At 59.8% G+C, this 17,726-nt stretch carries 15 protein-coding genes and 6 pseudogenes; 9 read left to right on the top strand and 12 right to left on the bottom strand.

Annotation, left to right across the window (positions count from 1 at the left end):
* The first annotated feature begins 406 nt into the window (after nucleotides 1–406).
* Entirely contained in the window at nucleotides 407–1,114 is a 708-nt protein-coding gene (locus tag QMO80_RS28675) for a response regulator (RefSeq protein ID WP_237350502.1), read from the top strand.
* On the opposite strand, the gene QMO80_RS28670 is transcribed toward QMO80_RS28675, so the two are convergent.
* The 4 genes and pseudogenes from QMO80_RS28670 to QMO80_RS28655 all read right to left on the bottom strand — a co-directional run.
* Entirely contained in the window at nucleotides 1,080–1,727 is a 648-nt protein-coding gene (locus QMO80_RS28670; RefSeq protein ID WP_012489422.1) for a BON domain-containing protein, read from the bottom strand. The two genes, QMO80_RS28675 and QMO80_RS28670, sit on opposite strands and share 35 nt — an antisense overlap.
* Before the next feature lie 123 nt (nucleotides 1,728–1,850).
* Nucleotides 1,851–3,014 carry a trypsin-like peptidase domain-containing protein gene (locus QMO80_RS28665; protein WP_237350501.1) on the bottom strand — a complete coding sequence of 388 codons (1,164 nt, stop codon included), beginning with the start codon at nucleotides 3,012–3,014 and terminating at the stop codon, nucleotides 1,851–1,853.
* Entirely contained in the window at nucleotides 2,995–3,186 is a 192-nt protein-coding gene (locus QMO80_RS28660; protein ID WP_237350500.1) for a hypothetical protein, read from the bottom strand. The genes QMO80_RS28665 and QMO80_RS28660 overlap by 20 nt, the downstream gene beginning before the upstream one ends.
* A gap of 108 nt (nucleotides 3,187–3,294) precedes the next feature.
* Nucleotides 3,295–4,178: pseudogene (locus QMO80_RS28655) on the bottom strand (zinc-binding alcohol dehydrogenase family protein); the annotation flags it as partial.
* A gap of 136 nt (nucleotides 4,179–4,314) precedes the next feature.
* On the opposite strand from QMO80_RS28655, the gene QMO80_RS28650 reads away from it, so the two are divergent.
* Together QMO80_RS28650 and QMO80_RS33085 are read left to right on the top strand one after the other, a co-directional pair.
* Nucleotides 4,315–4,614 carry a hypothetical protein gene (locus QMO80_RS28650; RefSeq protein ID WP_029875516.1) on the top strand — a complete coding sequence of 100 codons (300 nt, stop codon included), beginning with the start codon at nucleotides 4,315–4,317 and terminating at the stop codon, nucleotides 4,612–4,614.
* Between the two features lie 163 nt (nucleotides 4,615–4,777).
* Entirely contained in the window at nucleotides 4,778–5,017 is a 240-nt protein-coding gene (locus QMO80_RS33085; protein WP_335720576.1) for a universal stress protein, read from the top strand.
* 426 nt (nucleotides 5,018–5,443) lie between these two features.
* Here the strand turns inward: QMO80_RS33085 and QMO80_RS28640 are convergent.
* Nucleotides 5,444–5,899 (bottom strand): annotated as a pseudogene (locus tag QMO80_RS28640) (pyridoxamine 5'-phosphate oxidase family protein).
* A 129-nt stretch (nucleotides 5,900–6,028) separates the two neighbouring features.
* On the opposite strand from QMO80_RS28640, the gene QMO80_RS28635 reads away from it, so the two are divergent.
* Nucleotides 6,029–6,847: a universal stress protein gene (locus QMO80_RS28635; protein WP_012489417.1), complete on the top strand. Its 819-nt coding sequence runs from the start codon at nucleotides 6,029–6,031 to the stop codon at nucleotides 6,845–6,847.
* A gap of 77 nt (nucleotides 6,848–6,924) precedes the next feature.
* On the opposite strand, the pseudogene QMO80_RS33080 reads toward QMO80_RS28635, so the two are convergent.
* The 4 genes and pseudogenes from QMO80_RS33080 to QMO80_RS28600 all read right to left on the bottom strand — a co-directional run.
* Nucleotides 6,925–7,763, bottom strand: a pseudogene (locus tag QMO80_RS33080) (HAD-IC family P-type ATPase); the annotation flags it as partial.
* Nucleotides 7,764–7,930: 167 nt separating this feature from the next.
* Entirely contained in the window at nucleotides 7,931–9,025 is a 1,095-nt protein-coding gene (locus tag QMO80_RS28610; RefSeq protein WP_012489416.1) for a GSU2403 family nucleotidyltransferase fold protein, read from the bottom strand.
* A gap of 135 nt (nucleotides 9,026–9,160) precedes the next feature.
* Nucleotides 9,161–9,714: pseudogene (locus tag QMO80_RS28605) on the bottom strand (hypothetical protein).
* 129 nt (nucleotides 9,715–9,843) lie between these two features.
* Nucleotides 9,844–10,518 carry a transcriptional regulator gene (locus QMO80_RS28600; RefSeq protein WP_012489415.1) on the bottom strand — a complete coding sequence of 225 codons (675 nt, stop codon included), beginning with the start codon at nucleotides 10,516–10,518 and terminating at the stop codon, nucleotides 9,844–9,846.
* Between the two features lie 624 nt (nucleotides 10,519–11,142).
* On the opposite strand from QMO80_RS28600, the pseudogene QMO80_RS28595 reads away from it, so the two are divergent.
* The 3 genes and pseudogenes from QMO80_RS28595 to QMO80_RS28585 all read left to right on the top strand — a co-directional run.
* Nucleotides 11,143–11,250: pseudogene (locus QMO80_RS28595) on the top strand (hypothetical protein); the annotation flags it as partial.
* A 201-nt stretch (nucleotides 11,251–11,451) separates the two neighbouring features.
* Nucleotides 11,452–11,633: pseudogene (locus QMO80_RS28590) on the top strand (ATP-dependent DNA ligase); the annotation flags it as partial.
* 505 nt (nucleotides 11,634–12,138) lie between these two features.
* Entirely contained in the window at nucleotides 12,139–12,612 is a 474-nt protein-coding gene (locus QMO80_RS28585; RefSeq protein ID WP_041684019.1) for a helix-turn-helix domain-containing protein, read from the top strand.
* A 288-nt stretch (nucleotides 12,613–12,900) separates the two neighbouring features.
* Here the strand turns inward: QMO80_RS28585 and QMO80_RS28580 are convergent, their stop codons facing one another.
* The 3 genes from QMO80_RS28580 to QMO80_RS28570 all read right to left on the bottom strand — a co-directional run bounded on the left by QMO80_RS28580 (nucleotide 12,901) and on the right by QMO80_RS28570 (nucleotide 15,257).
* Complete coding sequence (locus QMO80_RS28580; RefSeq protein WP_012489411.1) at nucleotides 12,901–14,313, bottom strand: NAD(P)/FAD-dependent oxidoreductase; 1,413 nt, start codon at nucleotides 14,311–14,313, stop codon at nucleotides 12,901–12,903.
* Between the two features lie 204 nt (nucleotides 14,314–14,517).
* Nucleotides 14,518–14,910 carry a DUF2243 domain-containing protein gene (locus QMO80_RS28575; RefSeq protein ID WP_237350510.1) on the bottom strand — a complete coding sequence of 131 codons (393 nt, stop codon included), beginning with the start codon at nucleotides 14,908–14,910 and terminating at the stop codon, nucleotides 14,518–14,520.
* An 86-nt stretch (nucleotides 14,911–14,996) separates the two neighbouring features.
* Nucleotides 14,997–15,257 (bottom strand): DUF982 domain-containing protein, encoded by a 261-nt coding sequence (locus QMO80_RS28570; protein WP_041684018.1) that lies wholly within the window; start codon nucleotides 15,255–15,257, stop codon nucleotides 14,997–14,999.
* A gap of 660 nt (nucleotides 15,258–15,917) precedes the next feature.
* Between QMO80_RS28570 and QMO80_RS28565 the strand changes: the two genes are divergently transcribed.
* Nucleotides 15,918–16,745 (top strand): type IV toxin-antitoxin system AbiEi family antitoxin, encoded by an 828-nt coding sequence (locus tag QMO80_RS28565; protein ID WP_012489408.1) that lies wholly within the window; start codon nucleotides 15,918–15,920, stop codon nucleotides 16,743–16,745.
* Nucleotides 16,742–17,602, top strand: a complete 861-nt coding sequence (locus QMO80_RS28560) for a nucleotidyl transferase AbiEii/AbiGii toxin family protein (RefSeq protein WP_012489407.1) — start codon at nucleotides 16,742–16,744, stop codon at nucleotides 17,600–17,602. Before QMO80_RS28565 ends, QMO80_RS28560 begins: the two co-directional genes overlap by 4 nt.
* Nucleotides 17,603–17,726 lie beyond the last annotated feature (124 nt).

Genomic DNA, 17,726 nt, shown 5'->3' with positions numbered 1-17,726 from the left:
AAGCCTTGTCCTCCATCGCAGCTCCTGTCTGCTTTGAGGTGCCCGCCTGCAAGGGCTCTGTTGCAAGATCGACTCCGACTATGTCGGGATGTACCCCGGCGATCCGCCCCGGCAGCTACGTCCTCATTTCCGTGACCGACACCGGCACCGGAATGACGTCCGATGTGATGGAGAGGGCTTTCGACCGTTCTTCACCGCGAAACCGACGGGCTCGGGAACGGGGCTTGGGCTGAGCATGGTCTACGGTTTCGCAAAGCAATCCGCAGGGCACCTGCAGCTCTACAGCGAACTTGGCGAAAGGGACGACGGTGCGCCTCTTTCTTCCACGCGCCGACGCCGGAAAGGATTCTCATCCGAACGAGCAGCGGGCTGAGGAAGCCCCGCCTCGGGGCACGGAACTATCCTGGTGGTCGAGGACGACGCGAGAGTTCGCCGAGTGACGGTCAGCCGCCTGCAGACGCTTGGCTACTTCGTGATCGAAGCTACGAACGGGATCGACGCGTTGAAGGAGCTGGAGGCGGGGCATGACGTAGCGCTCCTGTTCAGTGATGTGGCCATGCCGGGAATGAACGACGACGAACTGGCCCGGAATGTCCGGGAGCGCTGGCCGAGTGTGAAAATTCTCCTGACGTCGGGCTTTTCTGAACCCCATGCCGCGGACAAGGAGATCGAAGCGGGCGCCGGCTGGCTGAAGAAGCCGTACACTGCATCGGAGATGTCGACCCGTCTCAGGCTGCTGCTCGCCGCGAGGCCTAATAGCGATTCTGCTCGACAGCAGGATTTCAATTTAGAAAAATCAAACCCGAACCTCAATCGCGCTGCCGTTGCGGGGACTCATATCTTTCTTCGCGGAAGATCCCAGCCTACGTCGCCACCCAAGGTCGCTCTCCAAGAACATCAATGGTCGCCTTGTGCTCGCGACGGAGGCTCTGCAACGGGTGGTGCGGAATTTCGTTCCGAAGACGAGATCTGCGCGCAAGTCGATCAAGGAAATTGGGCTCTATGCGAAGGGCGCTCAGCGGCGCCCTTGCTGCTGAGTGTGGGCAGAGCAGTAATGTCTAGCCAATCCCGATATTCGATCACCCGACCGTCAGTCGGTCGTCAAGAGTGCTGATCCCTGGAGCGGACCATGCAGCGCGCTCCGCCGCCTGCCGTTCCGACCAGGTCTTCACCTTGCCGGAGAGGATTACCTTTCTGCCTTGGACGTCGATTCTGATTGCATCGGCCTCAAGAGCGGCGTCGCGCTGGAAAGCATCCTCGATGCGTTTCTTGACATCCACCGCCGTAATATGCGGCTTCAGCTCCACTAGGTTGGACACCCCTACTACGCCGGCGAGATCCCGCACGGCGTCGTAGGCCGCGTTCTTTTGATATTGCCACTCGACCTCTCCCCGCAAGGTGATCCACCCTTTGAGGACCCGCACCTGCACCGAATCCTTTGGCACGGAAACGTTCCAGTCGAGCATTTTGACAGCTCGCCGGGCGATGTCGTCGTCGTCTGTTTCCTTCGGCCCGAAAATCCGGACCTCGATATCGGCAGCTATTCCGCGCACGCCCTTGACGCGACTAACCACGCGCTCTGCGGCTTCTTTCTCCGCGTAGGTGCGCACGTGACCAGTCAGTGTGACGATCCCGCTATCGACCGCGACGCCGATATCAGCCGCGTCGATGCTGGGCTCGAATTCCATTTCGTCGAGAATGTTCTGTCTGAGTTGAATGTCGTTCATGACAACCTCCTTCAGGTTTGCGACGTGCCGATCGTGACAGCGCCGCAGATTTTCGTCGTTGATCTTCATCAAGCACGAGAGCGACCTTGGAATTTCAGCGGACAGAACACGGTCTGCGGGCTGCTACTGGGTCTGCACGTCAGCGGCCACGAAGAGGCGGTGGCCGTTCCTCACGACGGTGATGAGAGCACGGGCATGCTCCTTCACGAGTATTGAGAGGAGTTGCCCGACGTCCGTCACCGGCTGCTGGTCGAGAGCGACGATAACGTCGTCCGGCTGCAGGCCGGCCTGTGCCGCGACCGAACCCTCGGCGACGACGACGACGCGGGCGCCGGGACCATCGGGAGAGTTCGCCATCTCGGCGTCGGCGAGAGGGCCGCGGGCGATATGAATGGTACGCGGAGCAGCCGGTTCGGCAACCGGTGCGTCGGACACCACGGGAAATGCTTCTATCCTTCGGCTCGCGCGGTCGATCTGGAAGGACGGCTTGGACTGCAACGGTAGCGATCCCACAAGCCTTCGAACGTCGGACGCGCCGCGCACCGTCCTTCCGTCGACCATCCGAATGACGTCGCCCGGCTGAATTCCTGCATTTGCCGCCGGCGAACCCGGAAGGACTTCGCTGACCAGCGCGCCCGCCCCTTCATCGACGCCGAACGCCTTTGCGAGACCGGGCGTCAGGTCCTGCGTTAAAATTCCCACCTCGCCGCGTACCAACTTGCCGGTCAGGATGAGCTGCCGCATCACGATGCCGACAGTCTCGGCTGGGACCGCAAAACCGATGCCGATGCTTCCTCCGGCGGGGCCGATGATCGCGCTATTGATCCCGACCACGACGCCGTCCTCGCTTACAAGCGCGCCGCCCGAATTGCCGGGATTGGTCGACGCGTCCGTCTGAATGAATCCTTCGTACCCCTCCGATCCCACGGCACGGCGCCCAAGCGCGCTTACGATGCCCATCGTCGCGGTCTGGCCCAGGCCGAAGGGATTCCCGATCGCCACGACGACGTCGCCGACGTGAAGCGAGGACGCGCTTCCAAACTCGGCTTGAACAAGATGATCAGGTGGAATTTGAACGACAGCGACATCCGTCTCGGGATCGGCGCCGACAAGTTTCGCTTGGAAGCGTCGGCCGTCGGAGAGCGCCACCTCGATTTTTGAGGCGCTTGCTATGACATGCTGGTTGGTGACGATGTAGCCGTGGACCTCGTCGATGACGACACCCGATCCGGCCGATTGGAAGCTGTGCTCTGCCGGCGCAGCGTCGTCAGGTAGTCCGAAGAGCAAGCGTTGCATCCGCGTCGTCGAGTTCCCTGCCCTGCACCGAGATGCTGACGACGCTCGGCACGACACGCTGGAGCATCGGCGCGAGCGACAGGCTGTCTGCAACGGCTGGAGCCGACAATAGGCTCTCACCTGCGATGAAGAGCGCCGCCAAGGCGAGCAACGAACGCGACATCTCTGATCTCCTTGCGGAAGCGCCGCCGGTTGTCGGCGGACGTCTTGACGAAGAAGCTTCCGTGTAGCGCAAGCAAAGCGCATTGATCCTTGTCAAGGGGAACATCGGCTACGGAACGATCACGGCGGCTCCAGAGACACGGCCTGCGCGCAGATCGTCGAGAGCCTCGTTCGCATGCTCGAGGGGGTAGACGCTGGTGAAGCATCTGACCCCTGCCGCCTTCCCGATCGAGAAGAATTCCGCCCCGTCGCTCCGCGTCAGGTTCGCCACCGAGACGACCCGCCGCTCGCCCCAGAGCAGACGATAGGGCATGCTCGGAATGTCTGACATGTCGATGCCGCCGCAGACCACCGTTCCGCCCTCCCGCACCACGTCGAGCGCCATTGGCACGAGCTCGCCGGCCGGCGCGAAGATGATGGCGGCGTCGAGCGGCACCGGCGGCCTTTCACCGGAAAACCCGGCCCAGACGGCGCCAAGATCAAGCGCGAACTTCCGTCCGGCCTCGTCACCGGGACGCACAAACGCATAGACGCTCTGGCCTCGATGCTTGCACACCTGCACGAGGATGTGGGCGGCCGCGCCGAACCCATAGATGCCGATCGTCCTCCCCTCGCCCGCCATCTTCAGGGATCGCCACCCGATGAGGCCCGCGCAGAGAAGAGGCGCGGTCGCCACCGGGTCCGCATCTTCAGGCAGTTCGAACGCGTAGCCCGCCTCGGCCGCCGCATGGGCCGCAAAGCCGCCGTCGATGGTGTACCCGTGAAGCCAGGATCGTTGCACAGGTTCTCGCGACCCTCTCGGCAATATGCGCAGTGCCCGCAGGTGTGGCCCAGCCAAGGTACCCCGACTTTTTGACCGACAAGGCGACGAGGAAGGCCCTCGCCCGTTGCGGTCACGGTTCCGACAATCTCATGCCCTGGAACGAGAGGAAGCTTTGGCTGGGAGAGGTCTCCTTCGCAGACGTGAAGGTCCGTCCGGCAGACGCCGCAGGCCACAGTCGTATCGCCACCTTCCCCACCTTGGCTTGATCCCGGTCAAACATCCGGATTGATGCTCGTCAAAAACAAACGCCCGGGGACAGATAGGCTCCTGGACACAGCGCCACGACCTCATCCAAAGGAGACGGACATGCGCGAACAAGAAAAGACCGGCAAGACAGAAACGAACGCTGCCACGACCATTCCTCCCGTCGAGCGAACGTCCGCAGACCTTGTTCTCGGACGTCGGGACGAGGATCGCTGGGAAGTGACGGCGGCGACGCCGCGAGGCCAGGCATGGGCGAGAGATCACTTCTGCTGCGCCCTGCGGCAATCCTTCACGGGCACCATGTGTCTCGACATCATGAGCGCCGATCGGCTTCTCAAGGAAGCGCATGACGACGGACTGACGACCGAGTTCGTTAGCCTGTCTGGCAAGGACATATACTGACTGTTCGCCACGGCGCCATCGGCCGAGGATCCCGGCAACGCATGCTCCACCTCGTCGAAACGGCCCACGCGCAGATCGCGCCCAACGGAAGCCTCCACCTCGTTCACGCGGTGGAGGGCCTGCCCTCGTCGGCCTCGCCGAACGATTGGGCGGTTGAGGTGATGTGAGCCTCCGAGACCAGACTTTCGGAAGGCCCGCGGTCGACCGAGACTCCTGCTTCTATACACGTCCGAGCGGGCAACCCGTCGCAGCTCATCGTCGCCATCGCAAAGGAGATGCCGCCGATCTCGCCGTGATCGCCTCTCGCCGCGACGACGTGCTCGACCGCGTCTTCGCCTCGGTCGTGGACCACGTCGTGCAGCGCGCACCATGCTCCGTGCTCGTCTTGCGAACCATCCGATGAGCCGCGGGCTTCACACGACCGTCTTCGCTTCAGCCTCGTTGGCCTGACCGGCGGCGACGTCGCGACACATTTCGGCGGCGTGCGACAACGTTCGTGACCCGGCCTCACACAGTCGCGCCACCTCTCTAGGATACTCCTCCAGCTCGCCCTCGACATAGTCCGAAAGAACCTCGACCGCATCACCGTGGTCGATACTGCGGGCAAGTCGAGTCAGAAATTCAAAGCATCGAAGCCCTCGCCGGGCGGCGGACGCCGTCAAATCCGCAGTGACCGCGGCCGACCGGCAAAGATCTCGTCTTGAATCAGAGCGCCCGCGCGAAACGCGGGTGCGAGGTGAAATTAGATGTGGCGCTTGGATATAGGCCGCGTAGATATGGCATGTGGTGCTCCGATTGTGGGATGCGGGTTCGGCTCGAGCACCGACGGTCATTCCGTTCTGACTGCACTGCGTCCCGACACGGCCGTGACGGCAATGCCGTAGAAGACATGAGGAGAGCCATCGGGCATGGGGAACTCCTGGGGCTTCATAGAGCCGATTTCCCACCAGTCCGAATACTTTTGGAGAAGACCACGCGTGGAGCCGTTCGCTTTGTCGCGCCTCGCTGTCAGGAAATTCCTCGAACCTGCCTTCGACGACGATGCTCGTCCACCCGCCGGCGCTCGAACGCTGCTCGATGTGTAGGCAGATCTTGTCGTTCCCCGCATCCAGTCGAGCTTCTTGCCGGGCATGGTGAAGCTATAGGCGACGCCGTTGGAAAAGGCGAAATAAATCGCCGCCACGTAGAGCTGCCCATCCTTGCAGCATGCCAGATGACCGAAACGCTCGTTCTCCAGGATGCGGTAGCACTCACCGGGGTTGATCTCCGTCAGATTGATCGTCATGGCCGTGTCCTCCAGCTTCGATGAAGGCGCGATTATAGGAGCTTCATTGCGCCGCGGCCTTGACCAAGCGCAATGCGAACTCTCTCAGCGGCATGCATCATGACGGAAGTTTAACCTCAGGAGGCAAGCATGAAGCCGCAGTTCCATCTCCCGTTGTCGACCTATCCCGACGCGAGTTCCTTCGCCATAATCGATGCTATCGGCCTCGCTAGGCAGAATGACGCCCATCTCGTCGCCAGTATCCCACAAGTCCGGATCCCCCAGGTCCATCCGCCCTTTCCCACCGTTATCGATGTCGAGACATGGCGGGGACAAGCAGAACGGTATAGCCGGGACAGCGGGACTTCGCTGCGGGGACACATCGCCGACGCTATTTCGGAAACTGGCTTCGAGGTGCGAATCCACGGATTCGAGGTCAGGGAACCGTTCGTCTATGAACGCTTTTCTGAAATTGCCAAGTGCTACGACCTTTCCATCGTCGAAGCCTCGGAGCTCTCCCGGCAACTCTCCGAAACGCTGCTATTCGGAAGCGGCCGTCCGCTCGTGCTATTTCCAGCCACCAGCGTCTACTCTCGTGTGGACACGATCGCCGTCGCCTGGGACGGCAGCGCCACCGCAGCGCGCGCCCTTTCCAGCGCACGGGTCTTCATCGAACGCGCGATCAAGGTGCAGGTCATCTCGATCACCGACGACAAGGAGATCGACGAGGCGAACCGCGCCCTCCTGATCTCTTCGTTGAAGCATTCGGGACTCGACGTGGATGACGTATCGATCCAGGCAGGCGGCGAGACCGCGACAGGCGCCATCCAATCGGCCGCGCTGGAACGAAAGGCGGACCTTCTGGTCGCGGGCGGATTTGGCCATTCGCGGCTTCGTGAGTTCATCCTCGGCGGCGTCACTCGAGAACTTCTCGTCAAGGCCGAGCTACTAGTGCTTCTCGCCCATTAGAGGGCGCGAAGGGCGTTTAGAATGACCGCGACGTCGATGGCCTCCTGAAGCAATGCCCCGCCGACTGGCGGAAGGTATTGAAGCCGGTCTTCGAGCGTGATCGTGCCAGCCGGCGTGCCGTCAAACACTACCTTGACACGCATTGCGCTGCCTGACCCGTTAGGCGTCTCCTCCGCCGCCGACGCGCACGCCATCGACGATTCCGGATCCCGCGGTCTCGGTCACCTCCGATGGGCGGCTCACTACCAACCCACGTCTATGCGCCTCGTCCACCAGCGCGCGTCCGACCACATGGCCCGACGCCTGGTCCAGCGAGGCGGCCAGCCGCAGGATCCTGTTAGGATGCTCCGATCCCTCGATGTGGCCGACTTCGGGCTGTCCCGCGGTGAGCGTCCCCGTCTTGTCGAACACCGCCACGGTGGCCTGGACGAGTGCCTCGAGAGGTCCCGCACCCTTCACCAGAACGCCCTCCTACGCAAGTGCGACGGGTACGGCCAGGATCAACGGACAGGGCGTGGCGATGACCAGCACGGCCACGATCCTTGACAGGTCTCCGGACATGAACGCCGAGACGCCTGCAATCGCTACCGTGGCGAACAAGAACCACACCGAGAACCGGTCGGCCAGTCGCATCAGCTTCGCCTTGGAGCGCCTCGATGCTTCCACGAGCCTCACTATTCCGGTATTCCGGCATAGGTGCTGTCTCGGCGCGACTTAGAACGCGGATTTCGATCACGTCCCCCTCGTTCGTAGGGCCACTTGAAATGTTGCCATCCCTCGCGATGCGCACCCTTAAGGGCTCTCCGGTCAGGACCGCCTGGTCGATCGTCGCGACTTCGCTGACGAGAGCCCCGTCGGCCGGTACGACGTCGCCCTTGCGTATCAGGAGCACGTCGCCGACCGCGATCTTCTCGATTGACCCCCTTGCTATGTAGATCAGCGCTTCGCCTGCCCGGCGCTGGCCGGGGCCAGATCTGAGACCGTGCGATGCAGATATTCGGCACAGGACCCCGCAGGACCATATTCATCTTCATTGTCTTCACGACTTCGAATCAAATCAACTGCTTAGCCTTGAAAGACGGCCTATTCTCCAAACGGAAGTTCAATTTCTTCGCCGTTTCTTTTTCCGCCCTCGGTCAGGACCGTGTTGAGCCGCTCGGCATCTTGTGCTGGCAGCATTCCCGCCCCGGTTCGAATACCTTCTCGCCATGTAGGCCCGCGCCTCCATGCTTCGTTGTAGACGAGCGCCAAGTCGGTAGATCGCCTTGTCTGCTGCAGCGCTTCGAAGAGCAGCGCAGCTTGTCGGATGTCCTTCTCACGCTTCGCCGGCCCCTGCCCGTCCGTGTTTCGGCGGCTGGCGACTATTAGCTTGTGGACGGCATACCGGGACGGATCAGGGACGACGACCGGAACACCGCTTCGGTGGAGCAGCATTGTCCTGACGGGTTCCCTTATGAGGAAGTCGAGAAAGCGCAGTGGATCCGCGCTGGCGCCACCAAGAGCGGGCATCTTCGCCGGCTGATCGATGTAGTCATCCGAACCACGGTTCGACGTCAGGAACTCAACCCTGTAGCCGTCGGCATTCTGAAACGCTGACGAGACCGCGGCTCCCGATCGATGTGGAACTGGACGAAAGCTGGCGTCGACGCCCTGCAGCAACTCAAGGATCGGAGGCAGACTATCTTCGACCTCCCGACTGATGGCATAGTCCTGGGCGATGTCAGCATCGCCGGTCAGGATCGCAGCCATGGGAAGACGGACACCGAGCAGTCCTGAATAGCACTGAAAGGCCACCGTGCCTATGAGAATACCCCGGAGCCGAAAGAGACCGCCATCGGCAAGAGCCTCGACGATATCGCCCGACATGGCGTCAGGGGCGATCATCCCGCCTTCGCGGGTCAGGGTATTTACCAAGCGCCTGCGAGCGCGTAGATCGTCCTTGTCCCGCTTATGATCAGCTACGCGCTGTGCGATAACCGGATCATCAGCGGAACCGACGTAACGACGTTTCGTACCACCATGTCCATCCGGGATGTCGAAATACCAGTACTTGCGCCCCTTGATGTTTGCCGGGGTGAACCGACCCTCCGGAGGGAAATCGGCCGTCCAAGCGGCGTCGAGCGAGCGCTGACCGAGCTCAGCGAGCATCGTCTGATACATGAGGTCGATGGACTTCATAGCTCGACTCCAGGGTTATACTGTTTTTCAAAAACAGTATAACGGTCGTGAGGATAGGTCGCAAGATAGGATGCCGCCTCTATCGCCTTGAAAGGACACCTGCAACAAGCTTAAAAGGCAGGCAGCGCGTCACGCTCATCGTTCAAACCGCTCCAGCATTTTTCTCAACTGCGCGTTTTGCAACGTTAGCTTTCTGGCCAGCTGATCCCTGAGCATCCTGATCTCGTCATCGAGGCTCATCCCGTTTGCAGTTTGGATAAATTGGGGATCGTTTGCAATCGCCACCGCTTCCTTGCTGCGGCTCCTTTGCTCGCGCGGTGCGACTCGGCAATTCGCTTGAGCCTAGCGGCATCATTCGCAGCGGTGACGTCGAAACCAGTACCACCTGATATAGCGGGATCAGCGACCTCCACGATTTCGGCAACTTCGCCGTCGACCTTGTCGTGGACATCGCTTTCGGCTTCTTCGGAATGCACAGGCTTGAGGGAAATTGCACCGGGTTGACCGTGACGAGGTAGCTCCGCGCCTGCCGGCCGACCATCGCTATTCAGGCTGTCCTCGGCAGGCGTTTCAGTCGGACCAGAACTAGGCAACGCCTCCGGCGAAACCTTCTCGGTCGAGCCGTTTTTTCGCTTTTGTTCGCGTCCCGGTGAGACCAGTCGGGCAAGAAATTTCCAGGGAGACGCCATCTATCCGACCTCGCGTTTTATCCCGCAAGCAGGCAGTAAGTCTTCATTCCGGCAACAGCATCCGCCGCCGCCAAAATGTATGTCTCGACAAGCACAGAAATGCGGCCGGCGATTGACCGGCTGCTTATATCAATCGAGCTTGAGCCGTTTGCGCAGATCGGCATTTTCAGCGCGAAGTTTTTCAGCCAGAAGCTTGCGCAGCCGCTGATTTTCCTCTTCTAACTGCAGGAGGTCCGCCATTTCATCGATCGCTGTCGTCGGCGCGGCCGAGGCTGTCTGCACCGCCTTCGGAGCACGGCGCACAGGTGCGCGTTTGGCGCTCGCCGCAGCTTCGATCACCTTTGTCTTGCGCCCTCTCCTCTTCACACCACCGGCGCCGGCCAGAGCAGCTGCTGGCTCTGCCGTAGTGTCAGCTGACGCGGTTTCGAGTGCCGCGGCTTTCTTGGCCCTGGGTTTGCGCTGTTTCTTCGGCGTAATTGGCGTTTCGACAACGGCCGGCACATCGGCACTGGTTGCAGTATCAGTCTCGTCGGCCATGCTTATCTCCTGTGCATCTGATGCAGTTGTCGACGGCTCAAGAGGCGGTGTCAACAACGACTCAGCCTGATCTGGTTTTGGTAGAGAAATTTCGCTGTCGGATTTGCCACTCTGAGAGCTATCCGACAGAAACGGCATTGCCTCTTCGTCTAGGTCGCGAGCGACGGACTTTAGGTCCACGTTGCCCCAGATCGAGTTCGACCTAGTATCGAGTTTTCGTCTGCCGCTTTTGTACTCGACGGCAAAACTGCGTTGCACTTTTTTCAATATAAAAGGCCTTGAAGATTCACGGGATGATTTGGTGATGGGGTGGTATATCCGAAATAACGATTACCGGACTGCCCGTCTATAGCCACGCTCAAATGTCCACCTCACCTTTCCAGGAGCAGAATTCGTGGCCAGTCGAATGGGGGATGAGACGGGTGAGGCTACATTGGCCCTGAACGAAGTCAAACCGTACTGATTCAAAAGTTGCACGTGGGCAACTTATCGGCGAGCTTCCTTGTTGTGCATCGCCGGAGTCTTAAAAGATTTTCCGCCAACCCCGACGCGGTCTATGTAGCGCATCCAGAGCGCCGGCGTTGCCAGCGCGCACGGGCGAAGGCCCGATCGATCGGCACCACCGTCGTCACGCATGAACTGCCGAACCCTCAATCGAAGAAGCAATGCGCCTGTCAACCTTGTCTTTCTTTGCTCGCCTGCCGGGCCAGTTCCCTTCGATCCATTATGCGATCTTCCTCGGCACCACAATCGGCGTGGTGACGAAGCTGATAAGGAAATGTCGCTGGGCCGGCACAGTGTTGTATCTTCAAATATGGAAGCCAAGATCGTTGCGACCCCTTGGGCAGAAGTGGGGCGGAGATCGACCATGATCGTCCCGTACCGCGAGGAATGCCGCCAGCTCCAATCATCGATGCCCATAACCCGCGGATTTCCGACGAAGCCATTGAGAAATGGGAAAGTAAGCCGCTTTACACCTTCGCCGGAGACAAGAAGCCCGGCGATATGACCGGCGATGGCGTCGGCGGCGTTCGCTTGTCGGATATCGTCCCGCCGAGCAGCCGCCCAGAGCGGCGAGGCCATTACCCTGACGCCTTCTGCGCCGCGCTCATCAATTCCACAGCCGATGGGTTTTTATGCGCCGGCACAGATTGTGTGATGCGAGAGCACACAGCGTCGAGGTTCGGTCGGTCTGCATCAACGGGCTTCAAGGAAGCCGAGGCCATCCGATTGCGGAAGATGCTGGACAAGCTGCGCTGGAAGCGAAAGCAGCCGCCCCTGCCCTATTCCTGAAGTGCGGCTATTGTCTGGGTCGAGCCGACCCTGGTCGCCGAGAGCGAGTTTCCTGGACAGCTGATGGGAAACTTCGCCATCCATCCTAACAAGCGGAGGTGGCGCCTAAGGTGAAATACGCCGACTTCAACCAGATCACCCCGCAGCAAAAAGGTTCCGACGACCCTTCCGGCCATTGCGTACGGACCCAGAACAGATCGTTAGCCTGCGGCTGACGCCATTCGTTCGGCCGCGGCTCACACAGCGCCACTTGGCGTATTCAAAAGCGCCGAGGCTCTTCGTGCAGCGTTGGAAGAGCGAAGCCATTGAATCTTGTGAAGCATTCGGTTGCGCGGCGGGCGGATTTCAACTAGGTTTCGCAGCGAGGCAGTACGCGCTGCCTTGGGGTGTGGAAACCCCTACAAGCGGTTGGTGTCGGCCGATTCGACACCACACTCCTTGACCTTCGGTCGAGGAGCCTGTGGCGTATGTCCAGGTTCCTCGGAACTAAAGGCCACAGGACCGTCTTGTACGGTTTCCAACTCCCCGATCAGTGGGTTTAGCGAGTTTTCAGCGGGGGCGCACCGCGTGAAACTCTCCATCGGGGTGTCCACCATGAAGCGCTATGCAGCAGCACAGGTCCGGACTTCGAGGCCTGCGCAAGCCGAACAGTCGAATTTAGCGCGCGAGTTGGTGCATCCAGTTGATCGGCATGTCGGACAGCAAATCCGTATCCGCCGAATGCAGTCGAATGTATCCCTAGGGGATCTCGGCGCCGGCATCGGGGTCAGTTTGCAGCAGGTACAAAAATATGAAAGCGGCAAGAACCGCGTCAGCGCTTCGATGCTCTACGAGCTTGCCAATTGCCTCAAGATCCCTGTTTCGAGGTTTTTCGAAGGCCTTCCAGATCCCGAAACCACTCAGGGCCAGCAAATCATAACAGAGATCGATGAGAAGATTGCCTACATTTCCACGGCGGAGGGACGGCGTCTGATAGACGACGTTTTGCTCCTTTCCCCGCGTGTGCGCAGCCGGGTCGTTGCCCTCGTCAGCTCGATTGTCGATGAAGAGATGGAAGAACAGAAGTAAGCATCCGAGAGGGCCACTCAGGCGGCTTGATCTGTCGGTGGCGTAAGAGGTATTTGTGGAACTTCAGTGGCTCAGCCGTGGCTGGGTAGGTTCGATTGGCAGCAGTCCGTCTGTGGATACAACCGGCACGATATCTGTATAGTCATTTATTGATGGGTTGTTATGACGATAGGGCTGGTTCGACTCTTGCTATGGGTGAACGTTCTAGGCTGTGTGATGCAGACAATTGGACTTAGGTTGTCGGCGTGAGAAACGATTGAGCGTAAAGTCTACAAGGCACCTCTGAGGCTAATAGCCTCGACGACTGTGCGTTCTGTTCGATGGCCGTAAACTCCGATCAACATCAGCGATGTGACAATCGTCGTGGTTATCGTCGATGTGATGAGGCTCCGCGCCGGGACCGTCATCGGCTCCCTCAGCCGTCTCATCGATGATCCGCGCGCCGCGTTGCCGCGTGAGGTACCGCCCTACCCACTGGATGGCGACAAGAAGGCGCTTCTCGAAGTTGATCAGGAGGTAGACATGGACAAGCGCCCAAAGCAGCCAGGCCGCCCTGCCTTTCAACGTCCATTTTCCAAAGTCGAAGACGGCGGCATTCCGACCGATCACCGCCGTATTACCGCGATTCTTGAATTTGAAACCTGAAACGGCTTTGCCCATTCGCAGGCTTTTTCCGAGATATGTGCCTTGCTGCTTGGCGACCTGCGCTAGACCTGGCAGGAGCTTCCCGTCCGCCCCGGTGAGCGCAGATGTGTCTCCAATGGCGTAGATGTCGTCGAACCCCAGGACACGAAGATGATCATCGACAGGGATCCGGCCACCCGCCAGTCCGGGTATCCCGAGCCATGAATGGGCGGGGGACGCCTTGACGCCCGCGCCCCATATGATCGATCCGGCGGGGACGAACTCACCTTCGATCTCGGCCCCATCCTCGCGAATATCCATCACCCGCCTGCCCGTGCGGACCTCGACGCCGATATTCTCGAGATAGGACTTGGCGTATGCAGAAAGATGTTCGGGAAAGGCGGCGAGTATCCGTGGTCCCGCCTCCACGAGTATCACTTTCAGATTGTAGGGCTGGAGGTTCCGAAAGTCGCGGCTGATCATGAAGCGACCGAGTTCGGAGATGGCGCCGGCCATTTCGACGCCCGTTGGTCCACCGCCGATGACAATGCTGGTGAGCAATGCCTGTTTCTCTGGCTCGCTCTTCGCTCGCTCTGCTTTTTCGAAGGCCAGAAGCAGCCGATGACGGATATGCCGCGCCTCATGAATGCTTTTTAGCCCGGGCGCGAACTGCCGCCATTCATCATGGCCGAAATAGTTGTAATCGGAGCCGGTGGCGATGACGAGCTTGTCGTAGGAAAGCGGGTCGCCATCAGAAAGTGACACCTTGTGCAACCGCGGGTCAATTCCGACGACCTCTGCCATGATCATGTTGATGTTCTTGAACCTGGCAAGCGTTTTGCGAATCGGTTCGGCAATGTCCGCCGGCGACAGGGCGGCGGTCGCCACCTGATACAGCAGCGGCTGGAAGAGGTTGTGATTGCGGCGGTCAACGACCGTGACATCATTATCTGGGGCGTTGCCCAGTTCCATGGCACAGGCCAGGCCGCCGAAACCGCCGCCGACGATGACGATGACGACATGGCGGGAGGCACGGTGTACGGCATCAAGGCCATTTCGGTCAGGATACGCAGTCATGGATGAGCTCCGTAGATCGCTAGGGATAGGTCGCGCGCTCGACCGGCGCCTCATGTCGGCAGGCCAAAGCACCGCAATGAGAGTAGGTGCTCAAGCGTGAGGTTTGGGCCGAAGAGAAGAAACGACCACACCGGTCGGGTCGCGAAGACAAGACCAAGACCGAACGCGGCCCAGATTATTGCCGTGCGGAGTTCACGAAGCACCTCAGACATGTCGTCGCCTCATGATCATTACGCCGATGGCGACCATCGCCCCACCCCAGGCAAGGAAGCCGATGTCCCAGAAGAGCAACTCTCCGCGAGGAGCGGTTTCGTTGACGTGGTGGAGGCCGAGAACCTGATGATCGACAATGCCTTCGATCAGGTTGAATGCTCCGAAGCCGATGAGCATTGTCGCGACGAGGTCGGCCGTCGACCAGCGGAAATGGCCGAGGCGACCGGACCGCCAAAGGATGAAGAGACCGGCGAGCACGAAGACGTAGGTACCAGAATGGAAGACGCCGTCCCAGAAGGTGTTCAGTTCAAGGTTCTCGATCGATGTGATCGGGTACCAGGAACTGAGCATATGATGCCACTGCAAAAGCTGGTGAAGAACAATGCCGTCGAAGAAGCCTCCGAGTCCGAGGCCCAAGAGCAGGCCGGCGGACAGTGGTAAGCTTCGTGCGGGCCGCCGCTCCAATCCTATCATCCCAGCACCCTAGCCGAGACTGCCGCTTCCACGAAAGCCTCGCGGGCAAGCTCCGGGCTGCCGCGCTTCGCGATCGCGTCGACGCAGCGGCGCTTGGCGACGGCGTATCCCGCTTGACTGGTCGAGGGCCAGCGATGGAGAAGCGCCGCCAATGCCGCGTCCGGCCCGTCAATACGTTCCCGCATGCCGTCGCCGATCCGGACGAAGACGGGCGATTGCCAGGTGACGTGGAAATCGACGTCGATGACCTTGTCCATTAAGGACCTCCATTCGTTTCGTCCCGACAAACCAGCGCAGGGGACGCGAGTTCCCTGGCCTCCGATTTGAGTGCGCAACCGAACGCGCCGCACAATTGCGCGACGCCACCTCCTTGCCTAAGAAGCTTATTGGTTGGGAGGCTAGACCGCAGTGCTCTACGTTGTAGGTCCGAAGCACCTTGCTCCGGAATTTAATGGACGCGACGATGGCAGATCTATCGCAGCGGTGAGCTCTCACGCCTGGACGGGAGTCTAATCGACGGCTCAGCAGTTCCAAGACGGCCGCCTTGAACGGATTCGGACCGCCGACCCTGTCGTTCCAGCAGCATTTATTTGTGCTAATTTTTATAAGCGGGACAATAACTCGCGTTTCAGGATTGCCGATCGAGAGCCAAGCACGGACTGATTGGTTTGCTTGTTCAAGACTGATTAATCGCCACGGTTGGCAGGCCTATTAGAATGGCTACTTCTGGCCTAACTGAGCATCTGAATGGTGAGAAAATTCGAGAAAATGGCGGCGGTCATCTACCCCGCGGCTGGCATTGGTGGCAACTACGCTAGTGAGTCATATTGCATTTTCCGCAATAAGGGCGGATTTCCGAGAATGATTCAGTTGCGGCATCATATTGAGTTTTCCGCGCTAAAAGCGGATAATGAGATATGATACAAATCGAACGACCCACACTGTCTTCCTACGCTTCTGGGCTACTTGCTGCGGGCCGGGGAGTTTTTTCTGCGGATGAAGCCCAGCAGGAGATCGGCATCAGCCGGGGCGCATTCCTTGACGCCGCCGAGCGTTTGCAGCGGCGCGGCCAGCTTATCCGACCCCGGCGCGGCTTTTATGTGGTTGTGCCGCCTCAGCACGCAGTCATGGGAGCGCCGCCGCCGGAGTGGTATATCGACGCCCTGATGCGCCACGAAAAACGGCCCTACTATGTGGGGTTGCTGACGGCCGCGGCCGCCTATGGCGCCTCCCACCAGGCCTCCATGGAATTTCAGGTCGTCACGAACAAACTCCTGCCCGATATTGAGGCTGGGCGAACGCGGATCGTGTTTTCATACCGCAAGGATATGGGAGCGGTATCGGCAGGAATCGAAGACCGCAAGACGCCTTCGGGATATATGAAGTTATCCTCGCCGGAACTGACGGCGTTCGACCTGGTACGCTATCCGCATTCCGGGGCTGGTCTGGACAATATTGCTACGGTGCTTTCCGAACTTGCCGGACAGTTGCAACCCAAAAAGCTTGCCTCCCTGTCGCGTGCTCTCGAGAAAGCGGTCGCACAACGCCTCGGGCATCTACTTGGGAGGCTGGGGCACTCGCAGATAGCGGAAGCGATGTTTGCAGCGCTATCTCCGCGTGGGCCGTTGCCATGGGTCGAACTCGACCCCAAGCAGGCCGGAGATCCAGATCTGTCGCCGCCGCCATCCGAACGCGATGAGCACTGGCGTGTGATCGTTCGCCGACCGCCGGAGATCGACGAATGATACCGCAGGACTACATCACCGCCTGGAATGGTGTGGTGCCGTGGGCAAGTCAACGGCAAGTCGAGCAGGATCTCATAATCAGCCGCGCGATTGTCGCCATCTTCTCCGATCCGTTCCTGCGTGACGAACTGCGCTTCCGCGGCGGCACTGCGCTCAACAAGCTGCACTTCCCCAAGCCGCTGCGCTATTCGGAAGACATCGACCTTGTGAGGACGACTGCCGGCCCTATCCGACCGTTACTGGAGCATCTGCAGGACGTTCTCGATTCGTGGCTAGGCAAGCCGCGTTTCGATCAAAGCCCGGTTGCGCCCAAACTTAAATACGCTGTCGAAGCAGAAGACAAGGCTTCTCCCGGTCCGATAAAACTCAAGATCGAAATCAACACACGCGAGCGTGAAGCTTACGATCCACCCATCGAGATTCCGTTTGGCGTCAAAAATCCGTGGTTCACCGGAACGGCTGCAATCCCGACCTTCTCTCGGGAAGAAATGCTGGCGACCAAGCTGCGTGCCTTGCTTCAACGCAACAAGGGCCGCGATCTGTTCGACCTTGACTACGCGCTCAGAGTGTTCGAGGGGCTGAACTCGGCCAGGATCGTCGAGTGTTTTCTGCTCTACCTTGAGAAAGGAGAGGTAGCGATTTCCAGAGCCGAGGCGCAGCAGCGCATGTTCCAGAAACTCGTCAATCCGGGCTTCTTCACTGACATGGGCCCGCTGCTTCCGACAGATCTCGCCAAGGTTCTGACCGAAGAAACGCTTAAGGCCGCGTTTTCTAGGGTAATGAAGGAACTGATCGACCGGATGCCCGGCGACGAGTGGGCGAAGGCGGGGGAAATGCGAAAACGGTTCGGGCTGTAAACCAGCTTAAAGCGTCGGGATTGTGTGACGCGCTCGCTGGAACAGCGCCACTATGTGAGCTTCGTTTTACAGCAAAGCGGCATCGCGCACCAGCTCTTCTCGGTGTACACTTTTCGCGGGTAAA

The organism is Rhizobium sp. BT03, from assembly GCF_030053155.1.
In the GTDB taxonomy this organism is placed as follows: Bacteria; Pseudomonadota; Alphaproteobacteria; order Rhizobiales; family Rhizobiaceae; genus Rhizobium.
Note: the sequence above shows the minus strand (reverse complement) of the source record. Positions and strands in the feature narration are given on the sequence as shown.

Excerpts from the sequence above, each read along its gene's own strand:
- QMO80_RS28635 (WP_012489417.1), top strand. The coding sequence starts at position 6,029 with ATGAAGCCGCAGTTCCATCTCCCGTTGTCGACCTATCCCGACGCGAGT.
- QMO80_RS28580 (WP_012489411.1), bottom strand. The coding sequence starts at position 14,313 with ATGACTGCGTATCCTGACCGAAATGGCCTTGATGCCGTACACCGTGCC.
- QMO80_RS28650 (WP_029875516.1), top strand. The coding sequence starts at position 4,315 with ATGCGCGAACAAGAAAAGACCGGCAAGACAGAAACGAACGCTGCCACG.
- QMO80_RS28660 (WP_237350500.1), bottom strand. The coding sequence starts at position 3,186 with ATGTCGCGTTCGTTGCTCGCCTTGGCGGCGCTCTTCATCGCAGGTGAG.
- QMO80_RS28670 (WP_012489422.1), bottom strand. The coding sequence starts at position 1,727 with ATGAACGACATTCAACTCAGACAGAACATTCTCGACGAAATGGAATTC.
- QMO80_RS28565 (WP_012489408.1), top strand. The coding sequence starts at position 15,918 with ATGATACAAATCGAACGACCCACACTGTCTTCCTACGCTTCTGGGCTA.
- QMO80_RS28610 (WP_012489416.1), bottom strand. The coding sequence starts at position 9,025 with ATGAAGTCCATCGACCTCATGTATCAGACGATGCTCGCTGAGCTCGGT.
- QMO80_RS28570 (WP_041684018.1), bottom strand. The coding sequence starts at position 15,257 with ATGGACAAGGTCATCGACGTCGATTTCCACGTCACCTGGCAATCGCCC.
- QMO80_RS28585 (WP_041684019.1), top strand. The coding sequence starts at position 12,139 with ATGAAGCGCTATGCAGCAGCACAGGTCCGGACTTCGAGGCCTGCGCAA.
- QMO80_RS28560 (WP_012489407.1), top strand. The coding sequence starts at position 16,742 with ATGATACCGCAGGACTACATCACCGCCTGGAATGGTGTGGTGCCGTGG.